The organism is Microcoleus sp. Pol8_D6, from assembly GCF_036700965.1.
Lineage (GTDB): Bacteria > Cyanobacteriota > Cyanobacteriia > Cyanobacteriales > Microcoleaceae > Microcoleus.
This window is the reverse complement of sequence record NZ_JAUBPW010000045.1, coordinates 1-26,281: the sequence shown is the minus strand read 5'-3', so window position 1 is coordinate 26,281 and position 26,281 is coordinate 1. Positions and strand designations below refer to the sequence as shown.

At 46.0% G+C, this 26,281-nt stretch carries 34 protein-coding genes; 14 read left to right on the top strand and 20 right to left on the bottom strand.

All coding sequences use genetic code 11. The features are described from left to right. The first annotated feature begins 55 nt into the window (after window positions 1-55). From QUA10_RS18360 to QUA10_RS18350, 3 genes are all read left to right on the top strand, one after another. On the top strand, window positions 56-421 hold the full coding sequence (locus tag QUA10_RS18360; protein WP_333083910.1) for a DOPA 4,5-dioxygenase family protein: 366 nt from the start codon (window positions 56-58) through the stop codon (window positions 419-421). 155 nt (window positions 422-576) lie between these two features. Beyond that, the gene (locus QUA10_RS18355; RefSeq protein ID WP_333083909.1) at window positions 577-1,080 is read left to right on the top strand and encodes a hypothetical protein; all 504 of its coding nucleotides are present in this window, start codon (window positions 577-579) and stop codon (window positions 1,078-1,080) included. 66 nt (window positions 1,081-1,146) lie between these two features. Continuing rightward, window positions 1,147-3,099, top strand: coding sequence for an AAA family ATPase (locus QUA10_RS18350; RefSeq protein ID WP_333083908.1), 1,953 nt, complete (start codon window positions 1,147-1,149; stop codon window positions 3,097-3,099). 518 nt (window positions 3,100-3,617) lie between these two features. Here QUA10_RS18350 and QUA10_RS18345 read toward each other — a convergent pair. The 5 genes from QUA10_RS18345 to QUA10_RS18325 form a co-directional block, all read right to left on the bottom strand. Then, on the bottom strand, window positions 3,618-3,809 hold the full coding sequence (locus QUA10_RS18345; RefSeq protein WP_333083907.1) for a hypothetical protein: 192 nt from the start codon (window positions 3,807-3,809) through the stop codon (window positions 3,618-3,620). 900 nt (window positions 3,810-4,709) lie between these two features. Continuing rightward, complete coding sequence (locus QUA10_RS18340; protein WP_333083905.1) at window positions 4,710-4,865, bottom strand: hypothetical protein; 156 nt, start codon at window positions 4,863-4,865, stop codon at window positions 4,710-4,712. 176 nt (window positions 4,866-5,041) lie between these two features. Further along, complete coding sequence (locus tag QUA10_RS18335) at window positions 5,042-5,323, bottom strand: hypothetical protein (RefSeq protein WP_333083904.1); 282 nt, start codon at window positions 5,321-5,323, stop codon at window positions 5,042-5,044. Further along, window positions 5,289-5,516: a hypothetical protein gene (locus QUA10_RS18330; protein ID WP_333083903.1), complete on the bottom strand. Its 228-nt coding sequence runs from the start codon at window positions 5,514-5,516 to the stop codon at window positions 5,289-5,291. Before QUA10_RS18330 ends, QUA10_RS18335 begins: the two co-directional genes overlap by 35 nt. 45 nt (window positions 5,517-5,561) lie before the next feature. Then, complete coding sequence (locus tag QUA10_RS18325) at window positions 5,562-6,218, bottom strand: hypothetical protein (RefSeq protein WP_333083902.1); 657 nt, start codon at window positions 6,216-6,218, stop codon at window positions 5,562-5,564. Between the two features lie 127 nt (window positions 6,219-6,345). On the opposite strand from QUA10_RS18325, the gene QUA10_RS18320 reads away from it, so the two are divergent. After that, window positions 6,346-6,570, top strand: coding sequence for a hypothetical protein (locus tag QUA10_RS18320; protein WP_041623929.1), 225 nt, complete (start codon window positions 6,346-6,348; stop codon window positions 6,568-6,570). A 214-nt stretch (window positions 6,571-6,784) separates the two neighbouring features. Here the strand turns inward: QUA10_RS18320 and QUA10_RS18315 are convergent, their stop codons facing one another. The 5 genes from QUA10_RS18315 to QUA10_RS18295 all read right to left on the bottom strand — a co-directional run bounded on the left by QUA10_RS18315 (window position 6,785) and on the right by QUA10_RS18295 (window position 9,550). Continuing rightward, on the bottom strand, window positions 6,785-7,417 hold the full coding sequence (locus tag QUA10_RS18315; RefSeq protein WP_333083901.1) for a hypothetical protein: 633 nt from the start codon (window positions 7,415-7,417) through the stop codon (window positions 6,785-6,787). Then, entirely contained in the window at window positions 7,417-7,671 is a 255-nt protein-coding gene (locus QUA10_RS18310; RefSeq protein WP_333083900.1) for a hypothetical protein, read from the bottom strand. Before QUA10_RS18310 ends, QUA10_RS18315 begins: the two co-directional genes overlap by 1 nt. Before the next feature lie 14 nt (window positions 7,672-7,685). After that, a complete protein-coding gene (locus tag QUA10_RS18305; protein ID WP_333086332.1) occupies window positions 7,686-8,105 on the bottom strand; it encodes a hypothetical protein in 420 nt (139 codons plus the stop codon). 130 nt (window positions 8,106-8,235) lie between these two features. After that, window positions 8,236-9,051 (bottom strand): siphovirus Gp157 family protein, encoded by an 816-nt coding sequence (locus QUA10_RS18300; RefSeq protein WP_333083898.1) that lies wholly within the window; start codon window positions 9,049-9,051, stop codon window positions 8,236-8,238. A 163-nt stretch (window positions 9,052-9,214) separates the two neighbouring features. Then, a complete protein-coding gene (locus tag QUA10_RS18295; protein WP_333083897.1) occupies window positions 9,215-9,550 on the bottom strand; it encodes a DUF3846 domain-containing protein in 336 nt (111 codons plus the stop codon). A gap of 399 nt (window positions 9,551-9,949) precedes the next feature. Here QUA10_RS18295 and QUA10_RS18290 point away from each other — a divergent pair, with 399 nt between their 5' ends. The 6 genes from QUA10_RS18290 to QUA10_RS18265 all read left to right on the top strand — a co-directional run bounded on the left by QUA10_RS18290 (window position 9,950) and on the right by QUA10_RS18265 (window position 15,145). Further along, entirely contained in the window at window positions 9,950-10,486 is a 537-nt protein-coding gene (locus QUA10_RS18290) for a hypothetical protein (RefSeq protein WP_333083896.1), read from the top strand. 53 nt (window positions 10,487-10,539) lie between these two features. Beyond that, on the top strand, window positions 10,540-11,595 hold the full coding sequence (locus QUA10_RS18285; protein WP_333083895.1) for a hypothetical protein: 1,056 nt from the start codon (window positions 10,540-10,542) through the stop codon (window positions 11,593-11,595). Further along, complete coding sequence (locus QUA10_RS18280) at window positions 11,588-12,100, top strand: hypothetical protein (RefSeq protein WP_333083893.1); 513 nt, start codon at window positions 11,588-11,590, stop codon at window positions 12,098-12,100. The genes QUA10_RS18285 and QUA10_RS18280 overlap by 8 nt, the downstream gene beginning before the upstream one ends. A 49-nt stretch (window positions 12,101-12,149) precedes the next feature. After that, window positions 12,150-12,947 (top strand): mobilization protein MobD-like protein, encoded by a 798-nt coding sequence (locus QUA10_RS18275; protein WP_333083892.1) that lies wholly within the window; start codon window positions 12,150-12,152, stop codon window positions 12,945-12,947. A gap of 595 nt (window positions 12,948-13,542) precedes the next feature. Then, on the top strand, window positions 13,543-14,664 hold the full coding sequence (locus QUA10_RS18270; RefSeq protein ID WP_333083891.1) for a DUF6753 family protein: 1,122 nt from the start codon (window positions 13,543-13,545) through the stop codon (window positions 14,662-14,664). A 58-nt stretch (window positions 14,665-14,722) separates the two neighbouring features. Further along, window positions 14,723-15,145 (top strand): hypothetical protein, encoded by a 423-nt coding sequence (locus QUA10_RS18265; RefSeq protein WP_333083890.1) that lies wholly within the window; start codon window positions 14,723-14,725, stop codon window positions 15,143-15,145. On the opposite strand, the gene QUA10_RS18260 is transcribed toward QUA10_RS18265, so the two are convergent. Beyond that, window positions 15,087-16,316, bottom strand: a complete 1,230-nt coding sequence (locus tag QUA10_RS18260; protein WP_333083889.1) for a hypothetical protein — start codon at window positions 16,314-16,316, stop codon at window positions 15,087-15,089. The genes QUA10_RS18265 and QUA10_RS18260 overlap by 59 nt on opposite strands. 178 nt (window positions 16,317-16,494) lie before the next feature. Here QUA10_RS18260 and QUA10_RS18255 point away from each other — a divergent pair, with 178 nt between their 5' ends. The 3 genes from QUA10_RS18255 to QUA10_RS18245 all read left to right on the top strand — a co-directional run bounded on the left by QUA10_RS18255 (window position 16,495) and on the right by QUA10_RS18245 (window position 17,634). Continuing rightward, on the top strand, window positions 16,495-16,728 hold the full coding sequence (locus tag QUA10_RS18255; protein WP_194012320.1) for a hypothetical protein: 234 nt from the start codon (window positions 16,495-16,497) through the stop codon (window positions 16,726-16,728). 152 nt (window positions 16,729-16,880) lie between these two features. Continuing rightward, window positions 16,881-17,501, top strand: a complete 621-nt coding sequence (locus QUA10_RS18250) for a Uma2 family endonuclease (protein WP_333083888.1) — start codon at window positions 16,881-16,883, stop codon at window positions 17,499-17,501. Continuing rightward, window positions 17,488-17,634, top strand: coding sequence for a hypothetical protein (locus tag QUA10_RS18245; RefSeq protein WP_333078341.1), 147 nt, complete (start codon window positions 17,488-17,490; stop codon window positions 17,632-17,634). The genes QUA10_RS18250 and QUA10_RS18245 overlap by 14 nt, the downstream gene beginning before the upstream one ends. Before the next feature lie 109 nt (window positions 17,635-17,743). Here the strand turns inward: QUA10_RS18245 and QUA10_RS18240 are convergent, their stop codons facing one another. The 3 genes from QUA10_RS18240 to QUA10_RS18230 all read right to left on the bottom strand — a co-directional run bounded on the left by QUA10_RS18240 (window position 17,744) and on the right by QUA10_RS18230 (window position 19,811). Then, entirely contained in the window at window positions 17,744-18,265 is a 522-nt protein-coding gene (locus QUA10_RS18240; protein ID WP_333083887.1) for a hypothetical protein, read from the bottom strand. 181 nt (window positions 18,266-18,446) lie between these two features. Next, complete coding sequence (locus QUA10_RS18235) at window positions 18,447-18,806, bottom strand: hypothetical protein (protein WP_194060967.1); 360 nt, start codon at window positions 18,804-18,806, stop codon at window positions 18,447-18,449. A 282-nt stretch (window positions 18,807-19,088) separates the two neighbouring features. Continuing rightward, a complete protein-coding gene (locus QUA10_RS18230; RefSeq protein ID WP_333083886.1) occupies window positions 19,089-19,811 on the bottom strand; it encodes a hypothetical protein in 723 nt (240 codons plus the stop codon). A 162-nt stretch (window positions 19,812-19,973) separates the two neighbouring features. On the opposite strand from QUA10_RS18230, the gene QUA10_RS18225 reads away from it, so the two are divergent. Then, the gene (locus tag QUA10_RS18225) at window positions 19,974-21,650 is read left to right on the top strand and encodes an AAA family ATPase (protein WP_333083885.1); all 1,677 of its coding nucleotides are present in this window, start codon (window positions 19,974-19,976) and stop codon (window positions 21,648-21,650) included. A 253-nt stretch (window positions 21,651-21,903) separates the two neighbouring features. Here the strand turns inward: QUA10_RS18225 and QUA10_RS18220 are convergent, their stop codons facing one another. From QUA10_RS18220 to QUA10_RS18195, 6 genes are all read right to left on the bottom strand, one after another. After that, window positions 21,904-22,848, bottom strand: coding sequence for a zinc-binding dehydrogenase (locus QUA10_RS18220; protein ID WP_333083884.1), 945 nt, complete (start codon window positions 22,846-22,848; stop codon window positions 21,904-21,906). Window positions 22,849-23,010: 162 nt separating this feature from the next. After that, window positions 23,011-23,802 carry a CPBP family intramembrane glutamic endopeptidase gene (locus QUA10_RS18215; protein ID WP_333083882.1) on the bottom strand — a complete coding sequence of 264 codons (792 nt, stop codon included), beginning with the start codon at window positions 23,800-23,802 and terminating at the stop codon, window positions 23,011-23,013. A 28-nt stretch (window positions 23,803-23,830) separates the two neighbouring features. Then, entirely contained in the window at window positions 23,831-24,166 is a 336-nt protein-coding gene (locus QUA10_RS18210) for a CPBP family intramembrane glutamic endopeptidase (protein WP_333065018.1), read from the bottom strand. A gap of 438 nt (window positions 24,167-24,604) precedes the next feature. Next, window positions 24,605-25,468, bottom strand: coding sequence for an extracellular catalytic domain type 1 short-chain-length polyhydroxyalkanoate depolymerase (locus QUA10_RS18205; RefSeq protein WP_333083933.1), 864 nt, complete (start codon window positions 25,466-25,468; stop codon window positions 24,605-24,607). Window positions 25,469-25,483: 15 nt separating this feature from the next. Then, window positions 25,484-25,702 carry a hypothetical protein gene (locus QUA10_RS18200; RefSeq protein ID WP_333065020.1) on the bottom strand — a complete coding sequence of 73 codons (219 nt, stop codon included), beginning with the start codon at window positions 25,700-25,702 and terminating at the stop codon, window positions 25,484-25,486. A gap of 58 nt (window positions 25,703-25,760) precedes the next feature. Continuing rightward, a partial coding sequence (locus tag QUA10_RS18195; protein ID WP_333083881.1) for a TMEM175 family protein occupies window positions 25,761-26,281 on the bottom strand: 521 nt, incomplete at its 5' end.

The window sequence follows — 26,281 nt, the reverse complement described above, 5'->3', positions numbered from 1 at the left end:
ATACTTCTTTGTGGGATTTGGCTGCAATGAACCTCCCCATAATACCCCACTGAAAATGATGAAAGCAGACACCATCAAAATTGTTGGTTTTCACGCCCATATTTACTTTGACACAGCCAGCCGCGATGCCGCAGAGCGCGTGCGCGAAGGATTGGCTCGGTTTGAGGTGCAGCTAGGGCGCTGGCACGATTGCCCCATCGGCCCCCACCCCCAAGCGATGTATCAAGTTGCATTTTTACCCCCGCAGTTTGGCATGGTAGTTCCCTGGTTGATGCTCCACCGCGAGGAACTAAATATTCTCGTCCATCCCGAAACAGGCGACGATCTGGCAGACCATACAACACATTCTTTGTGGCTGGGAGAAAAACTAGAGCTGAATGTCGAAGTCCTGCGACCTAGGACAGCCAACGCGAAGTTCTAAGTCATCATTCTCAGCGGTGGATTGCTCTATGTAGAGCAAACACTACTTGCTAGGTTCGGTAGTCCGCAAACTAAATTATTTGCTCAGAGATATCGTTGATTAATTAGTCAAAAACCGGCTAATCTTTGGCAATTGTAATTTATTTGAAGTAACAAATGACAGTTAAAGCTATTTCCGCCACCATCCTTTTAGGTGCAATTCCACTTCATGTTTATCAACTACCCGACGGCGGCTACAAAGTCGATGCGATTGGGGTTATGGGTGCGGTGGACAAAAAGGGCAGCGCCTTGAGCCGGTTTCTCACTGGGAAATCGCCCTTGGCTCTGCCTTTTGGCGGATATAATTTTACGCAAGCTCAAAGCATTCCAGTTGAAGGCAACGCTCAATTAATCAAGCCTATTCCCATTGCATTAGCTACAGCATATTGGTTGCATGAAGTAGGTAAAGGCAACGTAAAAGCTCAAGCTTTAGTGCAAGCCAGCATGGCAGAATCCATCGAACGGCGGGCTGACGCAGCATTCAGCATCAAGCGTACTGAACCTGAGTACAATCTGCGGTTTGGTGAATCTTTTGAGTCAGTTATGTTGGAGAACCGGCAAGAGATTACGGGCAGGAGATTGCCCGGTGATGATTTGTACTTGCCAGATGGGATTAACTGACCAGGAGTGCGATCGCTCCTGCAACTGCGCTAGTTTATTGATTAAAGTTTGCCCCTAAACACAGCTATGTACATCTCTCGTCTTCAGTTACTTAATTACAAGTCATTCCGGGAGTCTGGGGTGTTAGAATTCCAACCCGGCATCAATATTATTGTGGGAGCCAACAATTCAGGGAAAACAGCGCTGCTGGAAGCTCTGAGCTTGAGCTTTGAGACAAGCCCGCACCGCAGTATCGAAACGCTTCCGCAACCCAATTCAACGCCAATCCGAGAATCGGTCGCCAAAGTAACTTTAATCTTCACAAAAGCAGAAATTCACAGCCTGTTCGATAATTTATCACCCAACTACTATGTAGGATTGTCTTCGGCTCGCAATTCGTACTTGCCCGCATCCGAAGTGCTTGCTTTATTCCAAAAGTGGATGGACAATCCCAGCGATGTAGAGTTAACTGTTTCAAAATCAACGGTTCATTCAGTAAACCGGGATGGCATTTCAATCAAAGATTTAGATCCGGCTGTTGAGTTAACGTACTACCGGCCAGACCCAATGAGGATGGGGTTTAATAGAGGGAGCCAAAAAAATCTTATAAAAAAAGATGCGAACGATCGCTTTACATTCTGCCAAGAAACTGATGAAGCAGACAGGCATATAGAGGAAAATTTTTTCGTAACGCTTTTTGACGAATTCGCAAACCGCGTTTCCCAACTTCAAGCCCAGCGGTTCGTTGGACAATGCTCTATTGGAAATGATGAAAATCTCAATTCAAGCGCTTCAAACCTGGCTGAAGTTATTCATTTATTGGAATCGCCCAGTAAAAAAAAGTTGTACGAAAGTTTCAATCAGCACGTCTCTACCATGTTTCCACAGTTTGAATGGGTTTCAACTAAAATTTTATCGAAGCAAACTCGTCAGCCTCCCGACCTTAAAATATTACTTTGGCCTACAAAATCTCTCGAAAGCGGCAGAGAAGACTTGGCATTTAGCTTGTCAGACTGTGGAACTGGTACCGGTCAAGTGCTGGCGATTCTTTACGCGGTACTGGCTTCCCCAGAACACAGACCGATTATTATTGACGAACCCCAATCTTATTTGCATCCAGGGGCGGCCAAGAAGCTGATACAAATTCTCAAAGAGTTTCCGCAGCACCAATATTTTATTGCCACTCATTCGGCTGAGATTATTTCCGCTGCCAATCCTTCAACTATTGTGAAACTTCGATATGAGGATGGCCAAACCCAAGCATCAGCGATGAATGCAAAAGATATTAAGGAACAGCGCTCTCTATTAGCCGAACTGGGAGTGAGTTTGTCTGATGTTTTCGGTGCTGATAGCATTCTCTGGGTGGAAGGGCCGACCGAGGAACTGTGCTTCCCGCTCATATTGGAAAAGCTAGCTCCAAAACTTTTGACAGTAACTAAAATTGTCAGCATCAAAAACACGGGGGATTTATCGGGAAAGAAGGCTCACTTTGCTGATGTTATGTTTGACTTATACCAACGGCTCAGCGGTGGGAATAATTTGTACCCTCCTGCTGTTGGATTTGTGTTTGACCGGGAAAATAGAACTAAACAGGATCTCACGGATTTGCGGAAAAGGAGTCCAGAGCCAATTCATTTTCTGGAAAGGTGTATGTATGAAAATTACCTGCTCTATCCCGATGCTATAGCAGCCGTTCTCAATCGAGAAGATGCGGGGCGAGAACAACCTCTTACCAGCGAAGCAGTCCGAGAAGGGCTGGAAACCAATAAGGTTAAGTTAAAGGAAAAGAAGGATTTTTTATCGAAAGATACTACTCAGCAGGATTTATCAAATCCCCAATACGTTGACGCAAATATTAACGCAGCTAAACTGCTCGATGTGCTATTTTCCGAGTTATCCGAAGCGCGGGTCGAGTTTAGGAAAACTACGCACTCAGTAATGCTTACAGAATGGTTGCTTGAAAATAACCCAGAGCAATTTGCTGAATTAGTCCAGTTTTTGCGAGGTATCCTTGATGCGGGTAAAGCAGCGGTGTCTTGACGCGAGTGCGATCGCTTCCAATATCCAATTCTGGGAGAAACTAAACCAAACCCCAATCCACCCGCCATGCCCAAACTTCCCGAATGCGTAGGCGTAAGCCGGGGCGGAGCCATCGCTGTCTTCTCTACGCGCGCAATCAATCCTTACTTAGTTTGTGCCGTCCACGCCACAGGCTCAGACACCGACACTTGCCCCGACTTTTAAGAAAACCCTAACGCTGAACCGGAGGAACTCTGGGAACCCGAGGGTGCAAGCTACTATGACGGCGAACTTATCCTGCAACGCCCGGCAGCGGTGGACACGCCTTGCAACAGTTAGAGCTGCTGGATACCCATCCACTATTTACCGATCGATGTCCCCGGTGTGAAATGACTTATCCCCAATATGAAACGCCCCCGGTGCATTGGGATTGTTCGGCTTGCGGGTGGATCGATGATTCGGTGTGAGGCGATCGCTCCTGAGTTGTTCGTGAAACTAAATTTACCGAGCATTTCAAGATACTCGTTTCTACAAACCATTTAACGGGCAATCCGTTTGATGGGATGTTCCGATCGCAAAATACGTTCCTTCTGGGCCCGACTCCGCATAAAAGCCCTGATGCAGACATTTCGTCGGCAAGGCATATTTTGATTGGGAGGAGGAAAGGGATAACGAATGGACGTATCTTTAACATATTGCGCGCCAGACTTTCCCAATTCCCAGCTCATCATGATGATTTCCCCTCGGCTTTCAAGGTCGGGAATATATTCAAAATAGAGTTCGACTGGACCTGTTGCAATCGGCGGATAGTTGTGCAAACCCTGCTTCAGAATACAAACTCCAATTTCGTTTTTTAATTTTGAACTACAACTGGTAAGATCGGGGATTAACCCATCAGAAGCCCGCATCAGAACCAATTTCTTCACCAGCCGTGCGCCAAAAACCTGAGACTCCCGAACAATAGGCTACTTTAACCGAAGCATGGTTCGTAGCTTGTGAGTATAAGCCCACCGTTGAAGATTTTCGCTTATTGGCAGAATTACTGTGGGAGAATCAAGACAGCGTTGAAGTTGATTAGCTGCTGATAATTTTGAATTGAATTTACTTAACAGAGCGATCGCCCTATTTTGAAAAGATGAGCTTTTACCGCTATGCCTAAACCAAAGAGGTATCCCGACAATTGGCAAGAGATTGCGCTCTCGGTGAAAGAAAACGCAGGGTGGCGTTGTGCTAAGTGCCATCAACAATGCCTCCGACCCGGTAAACAAAGTGGCTTAACCAAATCTGAACGATGTGCCTTAACTTTAGCGGTGCACCATCGCAATCGGATACCGGAGGACAATCGCCCTGAAAACTTAATCGCTCTGTGTACCGCGTGTCACCTGTCCTATCACAATCGTGGTCAATCCAACGTATCGCCGGGGCAATTATCCTTGTTCCCCGATGATGGCCTTAACTGGGATATTATGGAGTGCTCTCTGGAATCGGTATGAAACAATGTATCCGATCCGAATCCGCTGGTGTCCGCTTACTTTGTTTAAAGGTAGCTTTACAGTTTTCCAGCGCGAGCGTATTCGCCGTTGAAGAGGAAATTTCGTATTTTTGTTTAAGTATCTTTCCGTGCAGTAACTTCATCGGTTTGCCAGGATTCGCTTGAGCCGCTTCTTGGCTAATTCCCACAGTTCTTGAGAGTCTTCTGATTCCTGATTCGGAGCCAACTCAGTTGCTTGGGATGTTTCAATATTTACGGAAATTTCTGGTTGGATAGTTCTTTCAGGAGCTCTCATTTCCACTCACTTAAGCCAGGCACGAGTGCTGGAAATTCATCCAATTTGCAGCTAATCCAAGCAGCGCGTTTGCCGAGCGAAATTAAGAAGCCCCGAACGATCTCGCGCCTCATCCACAAAAAACAAAACTCACCCAGCAGCGGATGTGGCTGGGCTGTTTCGCGAACGGCAGACCACTACTCTAGGTGCTGCTCAACTAAGGCAATGAGTTTAGCGATCGCTTTCTGTTCTTCTAGAAGTAGTTCTTTGAGCTGGCGCATCTGTTCTTGATTTGGGGGTCTATGCACCAAGTCATCAACGAAGTCTAGCAGGGGAGACTTTCTAAAAGGTCTACCCAAAGCAGCTTCATCTCGCAAGCGCTTGGTTCGCTCCAGCTTAGACAGTTGCAATCGGTTTTTAGCCTGACGGCGTGCGATAAGTCCGTCAAGTCTTTGACATACTTTTCCAGTCCTCTTCATCTCCATACATCTCTTTTATTTCTTGTTTTAACTCAGTTATCTGCTCGGTCTGATTTGCCACCTGATCTTCAATAACGTCTGTTTTATCCTCCTGAATTTCCAGAGAAATTTCCAAAGATTCGACATATTCCGTTAACTTTTGTATTGGATCTGGCTGGGGCGACACGCCGTTAGACCCATTGCCGTTGGTCATAGTCATTCCTCACTGGTGTCTTGATGGAAGAAACTGGCGAGATCGCTATCGATCGTCCGGGACGTCGCCCGGTGTGGGTGGGATTGATGCGTTGGAGTCGCTAGCTATTCGCCAGCACAGAGCGCTTGCTAGTTGGTTTTGTTCGACGCGGCAAAGTGCTCGCACCGTCGGGAACCAAGCCTGCAAGTGGGATAAATCGTTGTTGACGCTACCGGAATACGCTTGGAAGGGGTCGCTCTCCAAACAAACGAAGGTTCGCAAAGCGTAGAGTTGGTCTAACTTCAACCCGTCCAATCTGTTGATTAAGGATTCGAGGGAATATTTTCGGGGCGTTGTGTGTCCCGCAATCGCTTGTTCCCTCAGTTCCCACCAACTCATCATGTTGGTTCGTTCGGTGGAACACAAAATCTCTAACTTCCGAACGCAGATGTAAACTGGCTGTCCGTCTTCCTCTAACGGGTTGTCTTGATCATCCAGCAGACGACCAGTGACGGTTTCAAGGCGAACGTCGGTCACTTCCATGCGTCCGATTGTGGTGGTGACGCGGGGATTGGGTATTTCTACAAAGCTTGGCTGAGCGGGTTGCGATGGCTGCCCGTAATCTGCGAACATAGAGGAAATCTCCATTGTGAGTGCCGTACCCCGCCCCAGAAGATTGCGAGTCAGAGGGGGCGGGGTTTGGTTTTGGATGAATTTCCACATTGTACCCCTTCTGAGTCCCTGTGTATACCCTCAAAGTGAACTATTGGGCATGAGGGAGAATCCTTAAGGACTTAGGAACCCCTAAATCCTTGTAGGATAAGCAGTATATGAATTGTGGAAATTGAAAATGCCCGACATTGATGCTCCTAAAATGGTACGCATAGATTTTTCCGTGCCTGCTCCGCTTTTAGAGCAAATGCAAGAATTAGCCAAGGATGAGGGTTGGAAGCCTGCCGAATTGCACCGGATGCTCTGGGTACTCGGGTTTGCAGCGTATACCGAACAGAGCAACAAACGCTTGGTAAACGATCGGCTTAGGGCAAACAAGGCTAAGGATAAACTCGACACCTGAGCTGTTGAGGCAGTCAAAACGCCTCGAACGAGGTGACACCCAGAATTAAAGGTCTTCGTTACTGTTAGAAAGCTGCCAAGCAGCGAGAAAATTACTAAATTGCTTTATCCCTCCAAGTCAATCGCTTCATTGGCTAACTCCGCGTTTGCTACACTATGGGTGTTTTGTACCCATGCCGGGGCTGTAATATCGAGACTTCTCCGGCATAGATAATTTAGTTGCTCTCTAATTGCTGGTGGTATTTCCTAGTTTCCGAGATTCTACGCTTGAGGGTGTCTAATGCCATTATCGCTGTCCAATTACCCCGATTAGCTAATTGGATATATTGCTGTATCAATTCTTCGGTGATTTGTTGGTCTAGCCACTGCACCAATTCTGCGGTTGCGAGGCGCGCTTGGGGATTGGTGTTGCCGAACATCTCGAACATTCCCAAACGCTGCATTTGCTCTAAGGTCATACTTTCCACCGCTTTCACGGCTTCTTCAAACTCTTGGGCGGTCAACTGGGACGGCTCATGGGGATGCTGCTGTAACAGGAAATAATCGATTTCTTTGTACGCGCCGACATACATTTTATGGCGAACAGTGTCGCATAAAATTGCGTGTTCGGACAATTCATCATCAGAGCCTAAGTTGTAAGATTCTAAGTGGATTGCGAGAGTTATGTGTTCTATCAGAGGTGCATACACGGCGTAGTAACTAAACGTAGCCATTGCTCTGCCATTACTCCATGTGGCTTTGCTTCCTTGATAGTACATGGCAAAGTATTGGCTGTTGCTGACTCCCACCATCTCCGGTAACGTGGGTGGCATGGGTACGGGTAATTCAATAAAGTGCGTTCCTATCATTATTGTGGCTCCTGGTTTAGTTCAACAGAAAGAAAACAGCCTTTAGATGGGTGGGGCAAGCTTTTAACCGCCTTAATTCCTCGTGCATTCAAAACTCCGTCTGCTTCATCTAACAACTCAAACGAGTTAAAAAAAACTTGGATGAGGGCTTCGCTTTTATGATGCTTTAAGGTGTAGCCTCGTTCGTGATGGGAAGGGTTACGGCATTTCACCAAACAAGCCGTTCTGAGGAATTGGTGAATGTTTCTTGTCATTTTTCTGCGGTCTGTTATTCAAATAGAATGAGAGCGCTGGTTTCTTGGTGTTTCCCGTAGTCTGGGTCTACCTGCTTTCTCAACGCTTCAAACTCATCAAATAACTCACTCCGAACGTACTTGGTGTTATTTCTAGAGCTTAGTTTGTAATAGGCGTGTTGCCATTCTGCAAAGGCATTCAATGATGCGCTGCTGTGCAGCAACCAATCGCAGTTGTTGAGGTGCTTGAACCCCCACTTTTCATCAGTCCATTCGGTGTTCGCATTATCCTTGCTATGCCAGCAAAGATACACGGCACCTGGGAATCCTTTGAGTAGCAGTATTTCGTACAAATTCCAAGCTTCTGTGTAACGGTAGCAACTTTCTTCGTTGATGCACTCTCCGCCTTCATCTAAACCCATTTGAGTACAATCTAACCCGAAACAGCAGTGCATTGTGTACCTCTAACTTACTATTTTTTCTACACTAGCGACAGCTATCTTATTAAAATTACTTTTTTTTATGTTAACATTCCGCCGGAAATATTTCTTGGTAAAAAGTGGTTATTTCCTGCTTAATGGCAATCTATAGAACTCTCAAATGAGTTTCGCGTTCTCCGAATTGTGCAACTTCCTGAGCTTCGATATCTCCCGCTTCCAAGGCTTGTCGGATGACTGAATTATCGGGCGATACTTCAATGCGTTGAAACTGGGGAGGAAGTTGATTTACTTCACAAGGGAGTTTGAGGGGTAAAACTCCGCCATTGTTGCTGATAGTTAAGTGGAAGCGATGCAGGCTTAGTTTCTTGACACCCTGAGATTTGAGACACTTTTTGAGCTGCGCTTTCATCCAATTCACTCGTTTGCTGTCGGTAGCTGCGAGTTTATTCAGGCGTTCTGCTTCAGATTTACGTTGTTGGCTCAGGGCATGGCGGTTGGTAATGGCAGCGCAGTAGTTATCAACCTTGGAAAGCCATTGCTCGTAGGTACTACCCCGTTGTTCTAAGAGTTGTTGCACCGCTACTTCTAATTCGGGTGTAATTTCTTCACCTTCGATGTTGTCGATTAGCTTATCCAAGTCCTCCAGTTCTACAGTAAGTAAATGCAATGACTTAGTGCGCCCTCGGTGAGCCTCACAGCGACTGGAAATCAGAGCACGTTGGTCTGGGTTCATGTGTTGCCATGCTTGCTGCACAATTGAGTCGGTTTCAGGAGTTTCGGGGGTGTCGTATTGTGCTTTTAGTTGAGCTTTGAGGGCGGTCAGTGCTTCTATTCCCTGCTCTGAGGTTGCTAGTAATTGAGTGCAAATAACCTCCACTAAGGACGTATTGGGCGTATTAGCCGTAGATTCACTCGATGTGACTTCTTGAGATGCGGGTAATTGTGTCTTCTTTGTGGGCATGTGTCGCAATTGTTCTAATTGTGATTTACAACCATTGCGATAGCCATTTTGTTGAAGTTATTTTAGGTATTAATTTTATAATTATTAGCTATTAGTAAGACGTTATTATTATAATATTTTAAATAAGGAAGTTGCCCCAAGCGCAAACTTGAGGCATGATAGATTAGATCCTGATCGCAATAATCAGATTTGTCGCGACTAATTGAAACTGAGCTTCGGTCAACCCTATTGTTTCACCATCATCCGTACAGGCAGTAGCAATCACTTGACCGCCAAGTGCAATACTGCGACGGGTAATGCAGGTTAAGGGCAATTCCTTGTATAAGAATTCCTCATCACAGATTAGGTCTATCGCGGGCTCTGGAAATTGATTCCGGACATATTCTATGAACGCAGGTTCACCTGCAATGCCCACTCGGTTTTGCAAATCTGCAAGTTCCAACTTTTCTTCTACTTCCAGCCGATGGATTCCTGTTGAATTAATCAAAGCGTAGAGCATAGCTTACTCCCTATTTTTTACACCCTAGCGGTAGCCCTTTACTTTAAATTTTTCGTATATTTAAAATTACTCTTGATATGCGGGTATTGCTTATAACGATGGCGTAATTACCAAGTGGGGTACGTTCGATAAGTGCTACTCCCACACCGAACTCAAACACTTTATTGAAGATACTTTGGGCGTACCTGCTCGGTATCTCACTCACAATACCTACACCGTTTCTCACAACTCTAAAGCTCTTTCCCTGATAATCCACCCAAGATTTTTTCTTTGAAAGGCAGTCTGTCCCCGCCATTTGGAGGGGGCTATTTTAATTATCCAAAACCACCGGATTTGGTGAGGTCAGACTTAAACTGAAGCCAATACTATCATTTTATAACGTAATAAAAGCCAGCATTTATGAAGAAAAAACCATCAATACCAGATGCGATTCTGGCTATAGATTTTGGCGGCTTATCTACTAGAGTTTTCTGCCAAAGCTCGCAAGCAGGCAGTAAAGCAAGCTCCTTTGTAATGGAATCGCAGGTGGGGCCAGTGAGCCAAGACATAGCCAATTGTTTCACACAACCCAACCTCGCATCAGCATCTCCCGAAAATATTGCTTGGGTGGCAATTGGCAATGAGTGCCGAGCCGTTGGCTACTTGGCAGCAGCGCAATTCAATGCTCACATCGGTTTAGCGGGACTGAAGTACAGTAGCGCTTTGTACAAAGCTCTAGCAGCTTTGTGGGTAGTGTCGCGGAAGTTAGATTTAGGCAATCAATTTAGCGCTGCGATCTCCGTTTTCTTGCCCCCAGGCGAATTTAATGACTCCAAGCAATTTTTTGAGCTATTAAGTCAATACTCTGCTTCATTTGAAACACCCACAGGCAAGCTATCGGTCACCCTGGACAAAACCCAAGCTTTGCAAGAAGGCGGCGGCATTGCTTTGATCTGATCCACAACAGCAATTTAGGTTCAGCCTTCAAGCAGCGGGTAACTGCCTTTGTTATGGTAGGATTTCGCAATGCTTCGGTAATAGTTTCGGCACGCGGTGCTGTCGGTAAGGGCAAAACTTCAGACTTAGGAATGGTAAGGTTGGTGGAGCTAGTTCAAGAGCGAACCTCTAACTACGATGCTTCCCGTTTGGCTTTATCAATCGCTCAAGCGGGCGTAAGCTACAACCGCCCTTACTTTTACCGAATTGCTCGGAATCGAGAGGAAACAGCTAAAGATCGAGAAGTTGACCAATTGATTGAAGCAGTCAAGCTGTCTCGTTTCGATTACGCTCGAATGCTATCTCATTGGATTAATGAAGTGCTGCCGCCCGATTTAGATGAAATTGTATTTTGCGGGGGTACTTCTGAATATATGAAGCCAGAACTGCGAAATCAGTTTTCTCATTATTCGCTGTCTTGGCACGCAGGTATAACAGTGCCAAAAACGCTCGATCCTGATGGTTTAGGTTGCCGCATAGCTGATGTTTACGGACTATTTTCTTACTTCAAATCTCAGTTTGAGGTACTGAGGCAAAGGTCTGTTGCGACAACTTCTCAGAGGGCAGAAGATACAACTTCCAGTTCAGGAGATGCTCTAGTCCCTACGACTGATATACAGAGTGTAAAAGAATGTGCTGAACAATCTACAAAGCCAAAATCTGAACAACCTACTCACCCAAAATCCGAGCAACCTACTCACCTAAAATCCGAGCAACCTACTCAATTAAAATTTGAGCAATTTACTCACGCTAAATCCGAGCAATCTACTGAACAAAAATTTGAGGAATCTACTGAACAAAAGACTGAAGATATTACTGAACAAAAATTTGAGGAACCCACTGAACAAAAGACTGAAGATATTACTGAACAAAACACTGAAAACTGCGCTCAACAAAAGGCTGATTCAAGTATCAAACATAGCTGCTTAGATGATTATAATAAATTGAGTGATGAGTCGTCGTCGAATACAAAACCTTCATTAGAGGAATCAGAAGCAAACTTAGATGCAGCTCTCTTATTGGGAGGGCCCTACCGAGGTGCTGGAAAAAAGGTGAGGAATTATGCCTAGAAAACGCTACAAGGAATTTTGCTGGCGCTGTCAAGTTTTGCCAGATTCCGAAGACGCTATCTTGCTATCTTACCTGCAAAATCATCCTTTTTTTAGTTTCAAGGAAACGATTTTACCTCTAATCAAAGCGCGGTGGCTGTTAGCATCTTTACGCAATAGCGGTAGTCATTCTACTACAGACTTAGAGTATTTGAGGCGAGAAAGCATTAATTTTTTGCTCAGGCAGATAGATGAAGTTTGCCGAGATGCGGGATTTAACTGTACCGAGTTAGGAGTAATTGCCCCTGGTATTTCTTCGGGTTTAATTCCTTTAGCTACTTTCCCTCACTTATCGAATTCAAGTGCATCTATTGCTGCAGAATTAACTGCCCCTGAGAGTTCAAAGTCAGCAAGTTTGCCCGAAGAAAAAGAACCAGAGGACTTTTCGGGAGAAGTTGAGTTTGAAAACAGCGCATTTAACTTAGCTGGTTTCGATCCAGCAATGGTCGGGCCTAGCTTTAGTTAAAAATTATTAAGTCTTGAATAGATATCGACATCCAGCAAGGAGGAATGAAATGACTAACATGATTCACTTGGTTGACGGCGAGAAAGGTGGCGTTGGCAAGTCGATGCTAACTCGGATTCTGGTTGAATTCAATCAGAAGTATGAACTGCTGTACACGTTAATTGATGGCGATTTTCAAAATCCTGATGTGCAGCAGCGCTATCCTGAACACAATGCAAAAATCGTAGCTTTAGTTGAAGATGAAGAGAAGTTTTTCGATATCGATATTATTTTTGAAACAGCAGTAGAAACTCCTGTGATTGTCAATTTACCAGCTCGGGTTTACAGCATTATCAACAAATGGATTGACGAAGCTAATTTAACATCTCCTGATTTTAAAGAGCAGTCAGGAGTTGATGTATGCAAGTGGTTTATTTGCGGGGGCACGACGGACAGCATTGAAATGTTTATTGACTCTTTCAACTACTTTGAAGGTCAGCTCAATCACATTTTTGTCCGCAATTTTGGAGTTTGCAAAGATTGGTCGCACGTACAAAGCCATAAGGAAATGAACAAGCTCATTAATAATTACCGAATTCCTGTGGTAGATTTGCCAGCTCTGAGTGCAAGAGAGCGCAAGTTTATTGATACGAAGCGGTTGTCATTTTCTCAAGCAATGAAACACTCTGAATTCTTCTTGATTAGTCAGCAGCGATTGCATACTTTTCTGGAAGACTGTTTCCGTCTGATAGAAGATGTAGGTTTGTTTAACAACGCGCCTAATCGCAATAAAAAAGAAGTCATTGTGCCCTATGAACGAAAAAAAAATGAGGAAATGCCAATAGAAAATGAGCCCCAAAATGAGTAACAAAATAAGCAACAGGTTGTAAAATCTCAGGAGGCTGTAATTTGTAAAAAAGGTATCGTAAGCTTTTAAGAATCTAAATTAAGGCTTACGCACAGACTCTACTGATAGGGTGTGCCGAAACCAGCCCGCTGGCTGAGTGCAATCAACGCAGTTGTGTTATCCCAGGCGTTGGTTCTTAGCAATAAACGTTGCTTATTGCGTTTAAATTCTGAAAATAAGAAGATTGATCGATCGCCCGCTAAGAGATTTCGAGGGTTTCAAGAACTTCTTCACCACTGGGCCAGCGGGCTGGGTGTGCCGAAACGCATCTTACTACTACAGGTAGTGTCTAAACCGATAATTTACGTCCAGGAATGTAAATTTTACAGTCGATGTGTAATGAACTCGTTATGGGAGGGAAAAAATGTGAATTCAGACTATAAGACAATACGCTTGGGTTAGCGCTTTCAGACGAATTTCATTTCAATATTTTTTGGAAGATAGAGACTTGTGAAAGGAAGTCAGATTGTTGTTATCCCAAGCCTATTAGACTAGAGAATGCGCGATGCAGAACAGCATAAAGATTTATTTGGATTTTAATTAGCTAGGAGGTTAAATGTCCGAGCGACTTTTAGAAGAACTTTCCGAAGTTGACTCTCAAGAGTTGGGCGAGATATTGGAAACGCCAAGGGAACAGGGCAGACTTAATAATACCAAAAATAATTCCATACAATCCGCTGAAAATTCGCAAAATTTGCCCGATTCTCCAGATACATTCCCAGAAGATGCAGTAGAAGAAAAGTTGAAATCAGATGGGAGTAAGCTAAATGAAGAGGAGTTTTGGGAACTCATAGACGATGATTCGAGGGAAAGAGAAGCTCTGAACAGACATCCTTTATCTGCCCCTCCCATGTACGAGAGAGATACTGAGTCACTAATCAGCCAGGTACTCAAGAGCAAAGACTCCAAATTTCGCTCTCACGTCATTCAGACAGCTTACCGATACGGTCTCAATAAAAATGACCCACTTTTTATCGTATTGCTGGCGACCGGTCAACTCGAACTGCTGTTAGAAAAAAAACCGCAAGAGATTGACCAGTTTTTCAAGAATTGGCAATCTCAATGGCAAGGTGATTTGAAAGATTCTCAAGCTGTTATTTCTCAAGAACTGGAACAAGTTCGCCAGCTTACTGAAAATTGGGAAAAAGAAAGCAGGGAGTTTTTAGAACGGCAGGGAAAAGCGGCTGTTAAGGTGCAACATCGCCACATTTCCAACTCAGTTTACACTCTAGTGCGACAAGCAGCTTTAGAGAAAGTTGCTCACGATATTTGGTCGGTGATTTTTGGGAGCGGGGTGGTGTTAGGGGCAATGGCGATCGGCGCTTTTATCGGGTTAGCGGTGCCCCGGTTCATTCCACCGCCTGAACTCGATCCAAAAGGGCCGCGCCAGCTCACTTTAGAACAAGCCGTAGCGCTCGAATGGGGGCTGAGCAAAGAGGGTCAGTTTGCTCGCAAGAACGCGGATACAATTCAGTGGGCAACAAGCAATGAAGGGAAATATGCTCGCCAATTTATGAGCTGGAATCAAGCTTTGTTGAGCGAGAAAGGTGGCAAAAAACTGTGTGAAATTGAGATAAATCGATTGGGGGTGACGCTGACAGTAGAGAGTAAACCTGCACAAAAAGGATTTTGTACTTTGTGGATTCGCTCCCCTCAAGAACGAGAGTTTGTTCCTTGAGGGCAAATACTAAAGTCGCGAAAGGGATGTAAATAAGTTAGCTTAACAGGAGAAATCTATGATTGCCAATTTGAACAATCAGCCGTTACCTGACCAAAATCAGAAGCAAGTGCAGTCGCAAATATCGGGTGTTTTAGTTGCACTAGACGACCCATTCGATAAGATGGTTTGGGATTACTGTTTGAGTCAAACATACCCAATATCGGAACAGATTAAGATTGTGCTGAGTGCTTTCTGGGGGCCGTTTGCTGCTAAAAATGCTAGCAAGTCTCCCGAGCGAGTGCGAGCGCTCGCTTGTTATTCACTGCGACAATTAGCAGCTCAACAAAAATTGATTGAATCTGTGTTTGAACTGTCAAGTGAATCAACTAAAATTTCCGAAGTTATTGCTGTTCTCAAAAGGGAAAATAGTTGTGAGGCACTCAATCAAGCTTGTGTCTGTTCTCCATGTGTTCTAAATACTGCAATTCGGTGGGAGTAAGAGCCGTTGCTCTTTCTAACAAGTTCAGAATTTCTACTTCAAACGGATCGAGATTTCCTAATTTGTGAAGTCGGTCAGTGCGATCGCAAATTTCTTGAAGTCCGGGTTGATTTTCGAGCGGTACAGCAGTAAGAGCCGAGTGTTTGAAGGTATGCAAATTCATGGCAAGAGTAGGGATGTGCCGCATCCACACGGTAGCCGTTTTCTCGCCCACTGACTGAATGCGCCCCAACCGACCGTTAACGTCCTGGCGATCGGGCGCGTACACTTCCACCAAGGAACCAATTTTGAGCGTCAGGTGGTGGGCGATCTTAGGTTCGCCTTCAGGTTTTACTTTTTTGTCGCGCCCCTGTAAAGTTTTGGCAACCTGAGCCGGATTGCTGCGAGTGTCGTTTGCCAAAGCGATGACCTGCTTCTTGGTCAGCCCAGCAGAGCGATTCAGTATTTTCCACTTCACTTCGTCCCCTCCAATAAAACTGAGAGCATCCACAGCTCGAGTAAATTGGGCATCCCGGTAAATCGTTCTGGGGGAAGCTTTGAACCGTTCTCCTAACTCTCGTGCTGTTTTGTCTGTCAAGCTGCCATTTTGACAGCTTGCTCCTTCTGGCATTGTTTTGTCTGTCAAGTGGTCATTTTGACAGCTTGCCTCATCTGGCATTGTTTTGTCTGTCAAGCTGCCATTTTGACAGCTTGCTCTATCTGGCGATATTTTGTCTGTCAAACTGTCATTTTGACAGTTTGCCGAACGCTTGCCCCCGTGAGATTCCTTGGTCAGCTCGTACCAGGTGCCGCGCAGGTAGCTAACGGATTCTGGCGTCAAGCTGCGCCGTCCCAGTTGGTTGGCGATCGTCCAGACCTTGACTGCATTCCGACTGTCAAAAGACATCTCTACAATTTTGTATGGTATGCCGTGCGCGGTACAGATGGCGAACCTGTTGTGGCCGTCGATGAGAAGCTTTTCCTCGACCCAGACTACTAACGGATCGCGGCATCCTTCCTCCAGAATGCTCGCTTGCAGGGCGGCTTTTTCGTCTTTACTCAGGGGAGGAATGAGAGATTGAAATTCGGGGTCGATTCGCAGTTGTTTCGCAGCACAAGAGGTACACCCTCCAATACCCCCCGGCAAAACAATTAACGCTTGCGGCTCCCGATCGTCTGCTTCTGATTGCATTTGACGCATTCCTGGCGAGTTTGTTGAATGCAAGGCTCGCCCGCGCTCGACCGCAACCGGAGTAGGGGAGTCAGCGCGGGCAGGAATTTTCTTGAACTATTCAACACTAACATAGTTATCGTCGAGAAGCCTCCAGAAAATGCGAAAATAGTAAAAAAAAGGAAATGCTATCGACGCTATGTCACCCAGGAAAGGAATTCACCCCCATCCGAACTCACTAGCCAACCTCAACCGCTCTGGGGGACAACCCCGCTATGAAGAACCCAAGAAGCAAAGAAATATCCAGGTAACGTCGGTGGGATGGGAGGGAATTCGCGCGATCGCCATTGAACGCGGATTGAGCCTCAACGAGTTGATAGAACAGATTGGCAGGGGTCTAATTCCCCTTGGCAATGGTGAAAAAAGTAACTAATCGCCAGATATGGAAAGGGAGGTTAGATAAAAAATTTTTTCTATCAACTCGTTACTAGAAGTTTTATTGATAGTAATGACGGGCTTTTTATCGGTAAAAACTTGTTAAAAATTACGGTTTTGTGCCGTGTAAATTTATCAGGAAAAAACACAATGGTTCAATCACCTCCAAAACTTATAACTGTTGATGAATTTATTACAAACTACGGCGACAGCGATTGCTACGAACTGATTGATGGTGAATTAACCGAAATGGAACCAACAGGGCCGCACGAACAAGTATCCGGTTTTCTGGGACGAAAACTGAATGTAGAAATTGACCGCCTGGATCTACCCTACCTTATCCCCCCTCGCTGTCTCATCAAACTATTAGGAACAGCAACAGCCTTTCGCCCCGATGTGCTTGTATTAGACCAAACTCGACTAATTAATGAACCTTTGTGGCAACAAGAACCTGTAATTACATCAGGTTCTTCTATTAAACTGATTGCTGAAGTCGTTAGCACCAACTGGCAGAACGATTACGCTCGCAAAGTTGAAGATTACGCCATACTAGGAGTGCCTGAGTATTGGATTGTTGACTATCTGGGCATTGGTGGCAGAGAATATATTGGCAAACCCAAACAACCGACAGTTACTATTTGTACGCTGCGAGAAGACGAGTATCAAAAACAGTTGTTTCAAAATGACGATCTGCTTATTTCCTCAATCTTTCCCGGCTTGCAATTAACAGCGCAACAAATTTTCGCGGCAGGCAGATATGCTGCTATCTAGCTTATATCCAGGTAACGTCGGTAGGATGGAGAGAATTCGTGCGGTCGCAATGGAACGGGGATTGAGTCTCAACGAGTTGAGCAAACAAATTGGCAAGGGTCTGATTCCCCTTGGCGCTGAAGAAAGTAACTAATAGCTTGGTCAGGAAAAGGAGGGTTCATTCAAAAAAACTTTATATCAACTCGTTACCATAAGTTTTTTTGAAATAAAGGACTAATTGGCTTGTTGATTCCCCGAGCCTGCTAACTAACTTTCAAAATTTGCTCAATTAGGGAGACAACTTGCTGCGGTCGATGCTTAAAATGCTTCTTGATTTGAAATTTTAACGAATCTGCTGGCACATCTTTTTTGTTTAGTTTCAGGCGAATATGCTCAATTCGTGGGAGAGTGGAATTGAGCGCTCGAATAACGGTGCGGCATTGTCGAAGAGTCAGGCTATCGACTTGAATGAAGGGTAGATTAAATGTGTCGGTATCGAGTTGAATATTAGAAGCAAATTCGGCTTTAAGTTGTAGCGAAGAGGTGAGGCGCTGTTCTTCTGTGGGTTCTGGAGTTGCTGCCGATTCGGTAACAGCAGGAAAGGAAGCAATTTCATTGAGAAGAGGCACAAAATCTGGGGCAAGTTCTGCTGAGAGTTTTTCAGAAGGATTCATTCGCTTCGATGCTAACAGCGTAGCGATATAGTGAACAATTAAGCCACCGTAACCAAAAATTACCACAGTTTCAATTGTGAGGGTGAGAAAATGCTGAATATGTTCGTACATGATTATAATTTGCAAGTGGAACATCTCTTAAACGCGCTCGCGTCTAATATCAAAACCTTACTAAAGCCTTCTGAGAATGCGAGCGCAAGTATGGCAAACGGAACTGGTGCGGTGGGTGGGCGGGCAAAACAAATCCTGCTTGGAGCAGGATTTTATCCCCTTTATCGGGGGTCGTCATTGATTACTTGATAAAATCATCAATCTCTTCATTATCGTCAGTTGCCTTTTTCTTATGAGAAGCTTTGACTGCCGATTCGATATAACGGAAGTGCAAGTCAATCACTGCTTGCTCAGATGAAAGCCAGTAAACGTTGCTCAAGATTTCTTCAAGCATCTCGTCAGCCGAGTAGCCTTCATATTGCTTGTTAAACCAAGTATTGAACGCTTCCCAGTCAAGAGCTTTACCTTTCTGCAACTGTCGTTGTTTGGCACGTCCCGTTAACTCGCGGGCAACGTGCAAAAACATCTCGAAGCGCTGTTCTTCAAGAGTTTCTGCAAATTGCTTTTGCATCGGAGTTGGAGCGGATTTGCGATTAGCCATGATTAACCCTCAAGCGTGTTTTTTTTCACAACTAAAGCGACGGCAGTCTGCTAATTACAATTAATTCAAAAAAAATAGTGGTGGGTGAGTGGGTAAAATTAAATTCACAATCAAGGTCAAAACTTCTTTGATTGTAAATTTGTTGGGTCTGCTTCCCAGAGCGTCCTGATTCGGACGGTGGCGACAATCATTACCCTGAATCGCGATTCGTGGAAAAGGCCTCGATAGAGGCAAAAAAATGCTCTGCTTTTTCAGCAGAGCTTTCTAATCAAACTTTAGCAATTATTCGTCGTCTTCCTCAAATTCTTCCTCTTCGTCTAAACTAAAATCATCCTCCTCCTCGTCATCATCCTCATCCTCATCGCCTTCCTCGTCTTCGTCATCCTCATCAATTTCATCGAGTATGTCATCAATTTCATCATCTTCATCATCGAGCTCGTCGTCATCGAGTTCTTCAGTATCTTCTTCTGAGGATTTAGCTAACTCGTTGCGACGCTTTAAGCTTTGAGCATTGAACTCCATTAAATCGGCAATGGCAGCTTGCGGGTTGTCAGCAATTGTATCGTAAAGGTGGCTCATCGCTAAGGCAACAACTTCGACATCATACTTGAGTTCATCGGGCCGGCCAACTAGCTTGGGAAACACAGTATTGTTCCACTCTTGCCAGTCGAACTTTTTACCATTGCCATTGCCGTTGCGCTTGTTCAACTGAGCTTGAATATCCAATCCCAGTTTTTCGCGAATTGCGTGGCCAACCTTTGTCGAAATACGGCTATCGCGACGCTGAATTGTCACGCCGTACTTCTTATGAATTGTATTGCGAATCTGTTTGACTAGCTCGCCAGCAAGTTGCTCGGAGCTGAGGTTAGGTTGAGGTTTTGATTTTGCTCCATTGTTACTGCCGACAGTTTGACTGTTCTGTTTTTCAGGTGGCTTAGATTTAGCAGGCACTGGTGACTGAGAGCGAGTGGGAGTGGCTGCGGTTTGCTTTTTACTTGTGACCATGATTGACAATTTAACTTGCATAACATCAATTAATGAGTGCCGTTAGGCACAATTACCCCCTCCAGTAGAGGGGGAGTATTTCGCTCATTAGCAGGAAGCTAAATTTTAATTATGTTAGTTTAACTTTTATGTTAAATATCCTCTATTTAGATGTATAACCTCATGAAATTTTTCACTGCTTGGTCTAATTTAAGAGCGACTCAAACTCAAATATTTGCCCTCGAATATTACAGTGCAGATCGCCAAAAAATATTGTCATCATTTCATCAGTACGCCAGTGAGTGTTGTTTACCTGTTTATTATTGGAATCCTGGCTATGCAACTCTTCAACAGGTGCGGTGTTTGGATAAACATCTCCCGAATTTAGGTGGTCATTCTGATATGACAACCGTTTCAGATCCTTTTCATCAGATGGATAATAGTGAATACGTCTTATGCAAAACTGAGCTATCTGTCGAGAGTGATGTGCTGCAATTTCTGCTGGAAAATGACTGTCCCGGTATCTTTTTGTTAGAGGATATTTTGGAATCAGACAGTACCGAACAGCCTCTTATCCGCCGTTATTCTCAATTGGCTAACGCATTCTTTGAGCTGAAAGGGCGTTGGGCCAACCAATATTGGGTACTGCTGGGCGAGTACATCCAATTGCCATCAAAGCTAAGTCCATTAATTCCTCTACTCAAATGTCCGTTACCCGATCGTTTTGAAGTCGAAGTTCTTGTAGATAATTTTTGCGATCGCAATTGCTCCCTTGATTTTGGTTCAGATGCGGTAGCTGCTAAAAAACGGCTGGCTGTTTCTAGTCTAGGGCTGCCAACTGCTGAAATTGAATTGGTGTTAGATCGATCGCTCTCTGTGACCGCTTCAGTTGTCCAAATCGCACAGTTGGTATTGGAGCATAAAATATCGCAACTTCGAGACCAGGGGTTGGAGTTCATTGCTTCTCCAGACGTGCCTCATGCTGGCGGTTTAGATTTATTAGACGCTTATTTGAGCGAAGTCGTAAAGCTGTCAGAAGCTGATGCCAAGAAATATCACCTCAGACCTCCCAAAGGAATGCTGCTGTGGGGGCCGCCGGGGACGGGCAAAAGTTTGAGTGCAAAGCTAGCTGCTAAGAAGCTAGGTTATGCGCTTTTAGCAGCAAGTTGGGGCAATATTCTAGGTTCCTCTAATCCAGATCGCGCTCTCAACAAAATGCTGGATACAGCCGATAATTTGGGCGGCTGCGTGCTGTTCTTTGACGATTTTGACAAGGGTTTTTCTGGCTGGGAATCAAATGCTGATGGCGGTGTAGCTAGGCGGCTGTCGCAGAAATTGCTCACATGGATGCAGGAGCATGAAAGCCCCGTGTTAATGTTAGCTACTGTTAACCGCTTAGAAATGCTGCCGGCTGAACTTATCCGCAGATTTGACGACGGCGGAATCTGGTTTGTGGATTTGCCACACAGCGGCGCTCGCTATGAGATTTTCAATTTGCACTTAGCTAAGTATTTCCCAGAGCAGTTTGGGGAAGGAAAAGAGAATCTTTGGAGCGACAGGCAGTGGTATTCGCTACTATCTGATTATGCGGGAGCAACGAGTGCTGAAATTGCGCTCGCAGTTAAACGCTGTGCTGAACGAGCTTATTGTGAAGGACGACCTGGTAAAATTGAATTGGCCGATCTGCGTTATCAGAGAACTCAGTTTGTGCTGTCGTCTGAGCGTTCTTCTGAAGATATCCAGGGGATTCGGAATAAAGCGTCCTTTGCTCGGCCTGCTTCTGGGAGGGATGGGTCTAAATTTGCGGCGGCAGAGCAAGAATTATTCGAGTATCGACCACCTGCTTACGACAAAAGTTGAGTGCATGATAAACAACAATAGCATGGGTTTGTTGGTGAGCCAAAAAGTTTTGACTGTTGATAGAATTAGCGCAAAAGTTTTATGGCACTTTCTATAGCAGGACTTACGCCCTACGCCGCGCGATCGCTGTCAGACAAACTCCCAGCGCGAGATACAGGAAAGTAAACAAGGTAAATCGTTTCATTTTTTGCAAATAAAGCTCAGCGATAATCTATTCCTGTGTGGCTGACATAACTCAGCCGATGAACAACAATTAGTCCACATGCAGCACAGCCTTACCTGAAAATCTGCGCCCGATCAAATCAGCCGCTGTTACGCCTGCTTCACGCCATGAAACTGCTCGATCGATGTGCGTTTTGAGCCGCCCCTGCTCAACCAACCTCAGCAGACGAGCCAGCCCAGAACTAGCACTTTCTAGCTCTACTTCGGTGTACAGCGTGAACCCGTAAAGCGTGCGCTGTCCTCCATTCTCGAAATAGAAGTCTGCCAGGGACAGCTTCATCTCGTTGCCGCTGCTACTGCCATAACAAACGCAGGTGCCTCCTTGAGCCAAAAACGCAGTTAGCTTCCCGACCAATTCACCTCCTACTCCATCGACAATCAGTCGATAAGGCGCGAACTGCTCGGCTTCTTGCCCAGTCTCGGTCACCACCACTTCATCCGCGCCGTAATCTCGCACAAATGCTTCTTGCGCTGGCTGACGAATTTGGGCAACGACGCTGGCTCCCATCATCCGAGCAAGCTGCATGGCGAAGAGTCCCACTCCCCCTGTTGCCCCTGTGATCAGCACCCGACTTCCTAGTAAACGAGATCCCTTTTCCACTGCATACAGTGCTGTTAACCCTGCGACGGGCAGTGTAGCGGCATCGGTATGTGATAAGCCCTGGGGAATGATAGCTAGAAAGCGAGTCGAAATTGCTACATATTCTGCCCAGCCCTCCGAGCGGATGGAGAGGGCAACAATTTCTGTCCCTGTGGGTGGACCACTGCCGTCTTGCGCTGTTTGTTCAACAACGCCAACGATATCCCAGCCAATTGGAGTGCCCCGTGGATCATTTTGCGATCGCTTCAGTTCGCCCCGATTCATCGAAAATGCCTTGACGCGAATCAAGCACTCGTTAGCATTCGGAGTAGGAACTTCAGTGTCTTGAAAGGTGAGGTTGCCAACGGCATCTGGTGAACTTACGAGTCTACGCATTGCAATATCCTTGTGTGTAGAGGGCTATAGTTTTATGTTCTAGATAGAACTGTTTCAATCAACTCGCTGTATATCCACCATCGATCGCTAAGGGTTGTCCCGTGATATAGCTAGTGGATCGGTTTAGGGTGAAGCAATCGTGAAATCACTTTAGAAAAAAACTTAGACAAATCTTGCCAGCAAAAGACTAAGAGCAAAGGAAAAGGCATGAAAGCTGATATGGGCTAACATTGCCGCTTCTAGCGAATATTTCCAAAAGAGCCAGCCAAACGCAATCCCCACAATTCCATTCAGTAACAACGCCCGAATAATCACAACTGGAGTGAGGGAAACGATCGCGGCAGTTGCGGGTAGGTGTAGTAGTCCAAATACCAACGCGGCTAGAACGATCACACCCTGGTAAATCCCTTGACCTGGCAACGTAACGCCTTGTTTTAGACCTTTCCACGCAATCCAAACAAGCAGCGACATTAAACCCCAGCGCATCAAAATTTCCTCAGTGATGCCGCCATAAAGCATTGCTGTAAGTGAACTCAGCCAATTTGGTTCTGTGTTATTGGATGCCTGTAGCGCTTCAGGTAGGACAGGTTGCATCAACCGATCGAGCAACAAGAGAACGATCGTCGCCGCTACACCTACACCCAAGCTCCATTGCATCTCAACGGCAAAAGATGGAGACTTAGCGATGTGAAACACCCAATGATCAATCAAATGGGAGCGTAATCCAACACGATAGGCACAACCAATTCCGATTAGAATGCTGATTGCCAGTAGAATTGAATACTGTAGTCCTTGCAGAAGCATTAAAATCCACAATGGAGGCACTTTTTCCAGTGTTTCTGGAGACAGTTTCGCTAACTGTTGCTCGACTAAAGGAATAGACGCGATCGTAGACATCACAATTCCCACACTACCCAATACAAATAAAATGCCGAATTGTTTCAAAATTGCCATTGGCTTAATCTCCAGATGATCCGTCCTATCAGCCCATGCCAGCAGCTATCATCACCGGAATTGTGGGCAAGTTGAAAACGACGTGAACGACAACAGCAGTCCAGACTGATCCACTACGGCGGTAGATTTCGGCAGTGGCAAGACCTGCTACCACCGCCGCAGGAAAGACGATATTGATGCCGTGAGCGAGGGCGAAGATCAAGGTGCTGCCCACGACTGCGATCGCCGGACGACTGTAGCGGAGCAGAACAGTAGTGATCACACCTCGGAAGAGCAACTCCTCGCCAAGGGGTGTGAGAAAACCAAAAAACACCGTAGCCAGAACCAGGGATAGCGCTCCGCCACTGCCACCCTGGGCGTACACACCCTGGATGTTTTCGGTGTTCCCAGTGATCTGAATCCAGACCAGAACCGCCAGTCCTTTGAGGACGAAGGCGACCAGTCCGACTCCGACTCCGATCAGGAGCCACCGCCGGGAGGTTCGACGAACGCCGAAGGGTCTGAGGGAACGGATGCGGAGCAACACAGCGGCTGCAAACCCGGCGATGCCAGCGATACCAGACAGGGCAGTGAAGATCAGTCCGGAAACTACGGGATCGAGTCCGAGTCGCGAGAGTTGTGGGCGGCTCACAAACCCAACTACGAAAAGGACGACAAGACCAACAATGCATTCAGGCAAGCCTGGACGGGGAACCTTGTTGGGTTGGGATGAGGATACAGCAGTCTTTCCTAAGTCCGGCGGGTGGTTAGAAGAACCTTGAGACATGATGATGAACTCCTTTCAAAACGTTGCCCCGACTGACTACGACTTCGGATGGCGCTTGGCAAAATTCCAGATAATGGCACTGGCATCGGGACCGGCATGATCGATATAAATGCCGTCTCCAGCAGGTTCCGGCCAGATATGTCCCATATCCTGGACGAGATACGACTCAATGAGAGATGAACCGTCCGGCGCAGTGATGGTAGTGTGGGTGTACGAATGCTTGCCCTGTTCTGAAGGCACCGTTGTCGTCTTTTTGAGTAGGTTCAGGCTGTCGTTAAGCAGATCGTCATCAACAAAATCACTTACCGCAGTCCAGTGTGCAACCAGCCGAGTGGCAACGAGGGGCGGAACGACGGCATCCTCCTCACCTTGGATGACGAGTAGTGGCACCTGCCGCGCCCGATCGCCCATCTGCGACCACGCCTGACGTGCAGTGTAGTCTGGTGGCGTGGAATTAGGGTTGTCCGGGTTCACCTGGTTCAGTCCGTACTCGCCCCCTGCAACCGATGTCACCGTTGCGAAGACATCGGGGTAGGTCACGGCGAGAATAACGGCAGCACCCGCACCCGATGAGGCACCGGCGACATGTACTTGTGCTAGATTTGCATTGTACGCCTCGACCACCTGTTGGGCAACGCCAGCGAGAAGCGCCGGTTCTCCGCTGTAGCGGTGCTGCTCTCGTGGGTCAGTCGAGTTCCAGCAATTGATCATGTTGCGAAACATCCGTTGTGTCGGGTAGACAACGATGAAGCCTTCGCTGTCAGCCAAGCGGTTGAACTGCGTTGTGGACTTCATTGAGTTCCATCCGTAACCCGTCATTCCGCAGCTGTGAATCGCCATGATCACTGGCAGTTTGATTGTGCCATCAAACTGAGGCGGAAGGTGAACCTGGTAACGCAGAGAACCGATATCGCTTTAGTACACATGATTGTGGTCTCCTGCCTGCATCCACCAGGGCAGCCCAAACTGGAAAGCCGCAGTGACGATGCCGATGGCGATCGCACCTGTGACGAGGATACTAGAGGTGATCCAGAGCGATCGCCGTCGCCTACGAGGAAGGTCTGACCGCGATTGATCGGACTCGAACACTTCGTCCAGATTTCGTTCTTGCGGGTGATCAGAAAAAATTTTCATAGCGATCGATTCCTTTCATCCTTGTGCTGAAAATTCAGCCCGTGCCAGCAAATACCATTTATGAGTTCAACGTCTTTTCAATACGGCGATCGGGAATGAGCCACAGGACTGCAACCAGAACGTATAATGCACATGCAAGCCAAGGGGTTGCAAAAGCAAGTGGAATGGTAACTGCATAAATCAATACCGATAACTTGCCTTTAAAATCCCGACCAAGAGCGTTCGCAAGTGTGGAACCTTGACCGTGGTGAAAAATAAGTGTGCGGGTCAGAGTGAAGTAGGCGATCGCAGCCAACAATAGAACCACACCATAAAGCGCCACAGGCAACGCAGCAAAGTGATTTTCACCCATCCATGCGGTGACAAAGGGAAATAATGATAACCAGAACAACAAATGTAGGTTTGCCCACAAAGTTGAACCATTCACTTGTCGGACTGCCTGAAATAGGTGATGGTGATTGTTCCAGTAGATACCAACATGCACGAAACTCAACACATAGCTTAGGGCTTGCTGAATATATCGATGGCACTTGACGTAGCCTGGGTTATGCGCTCGCGAGAGCGAGGGTAAAGTGCAAA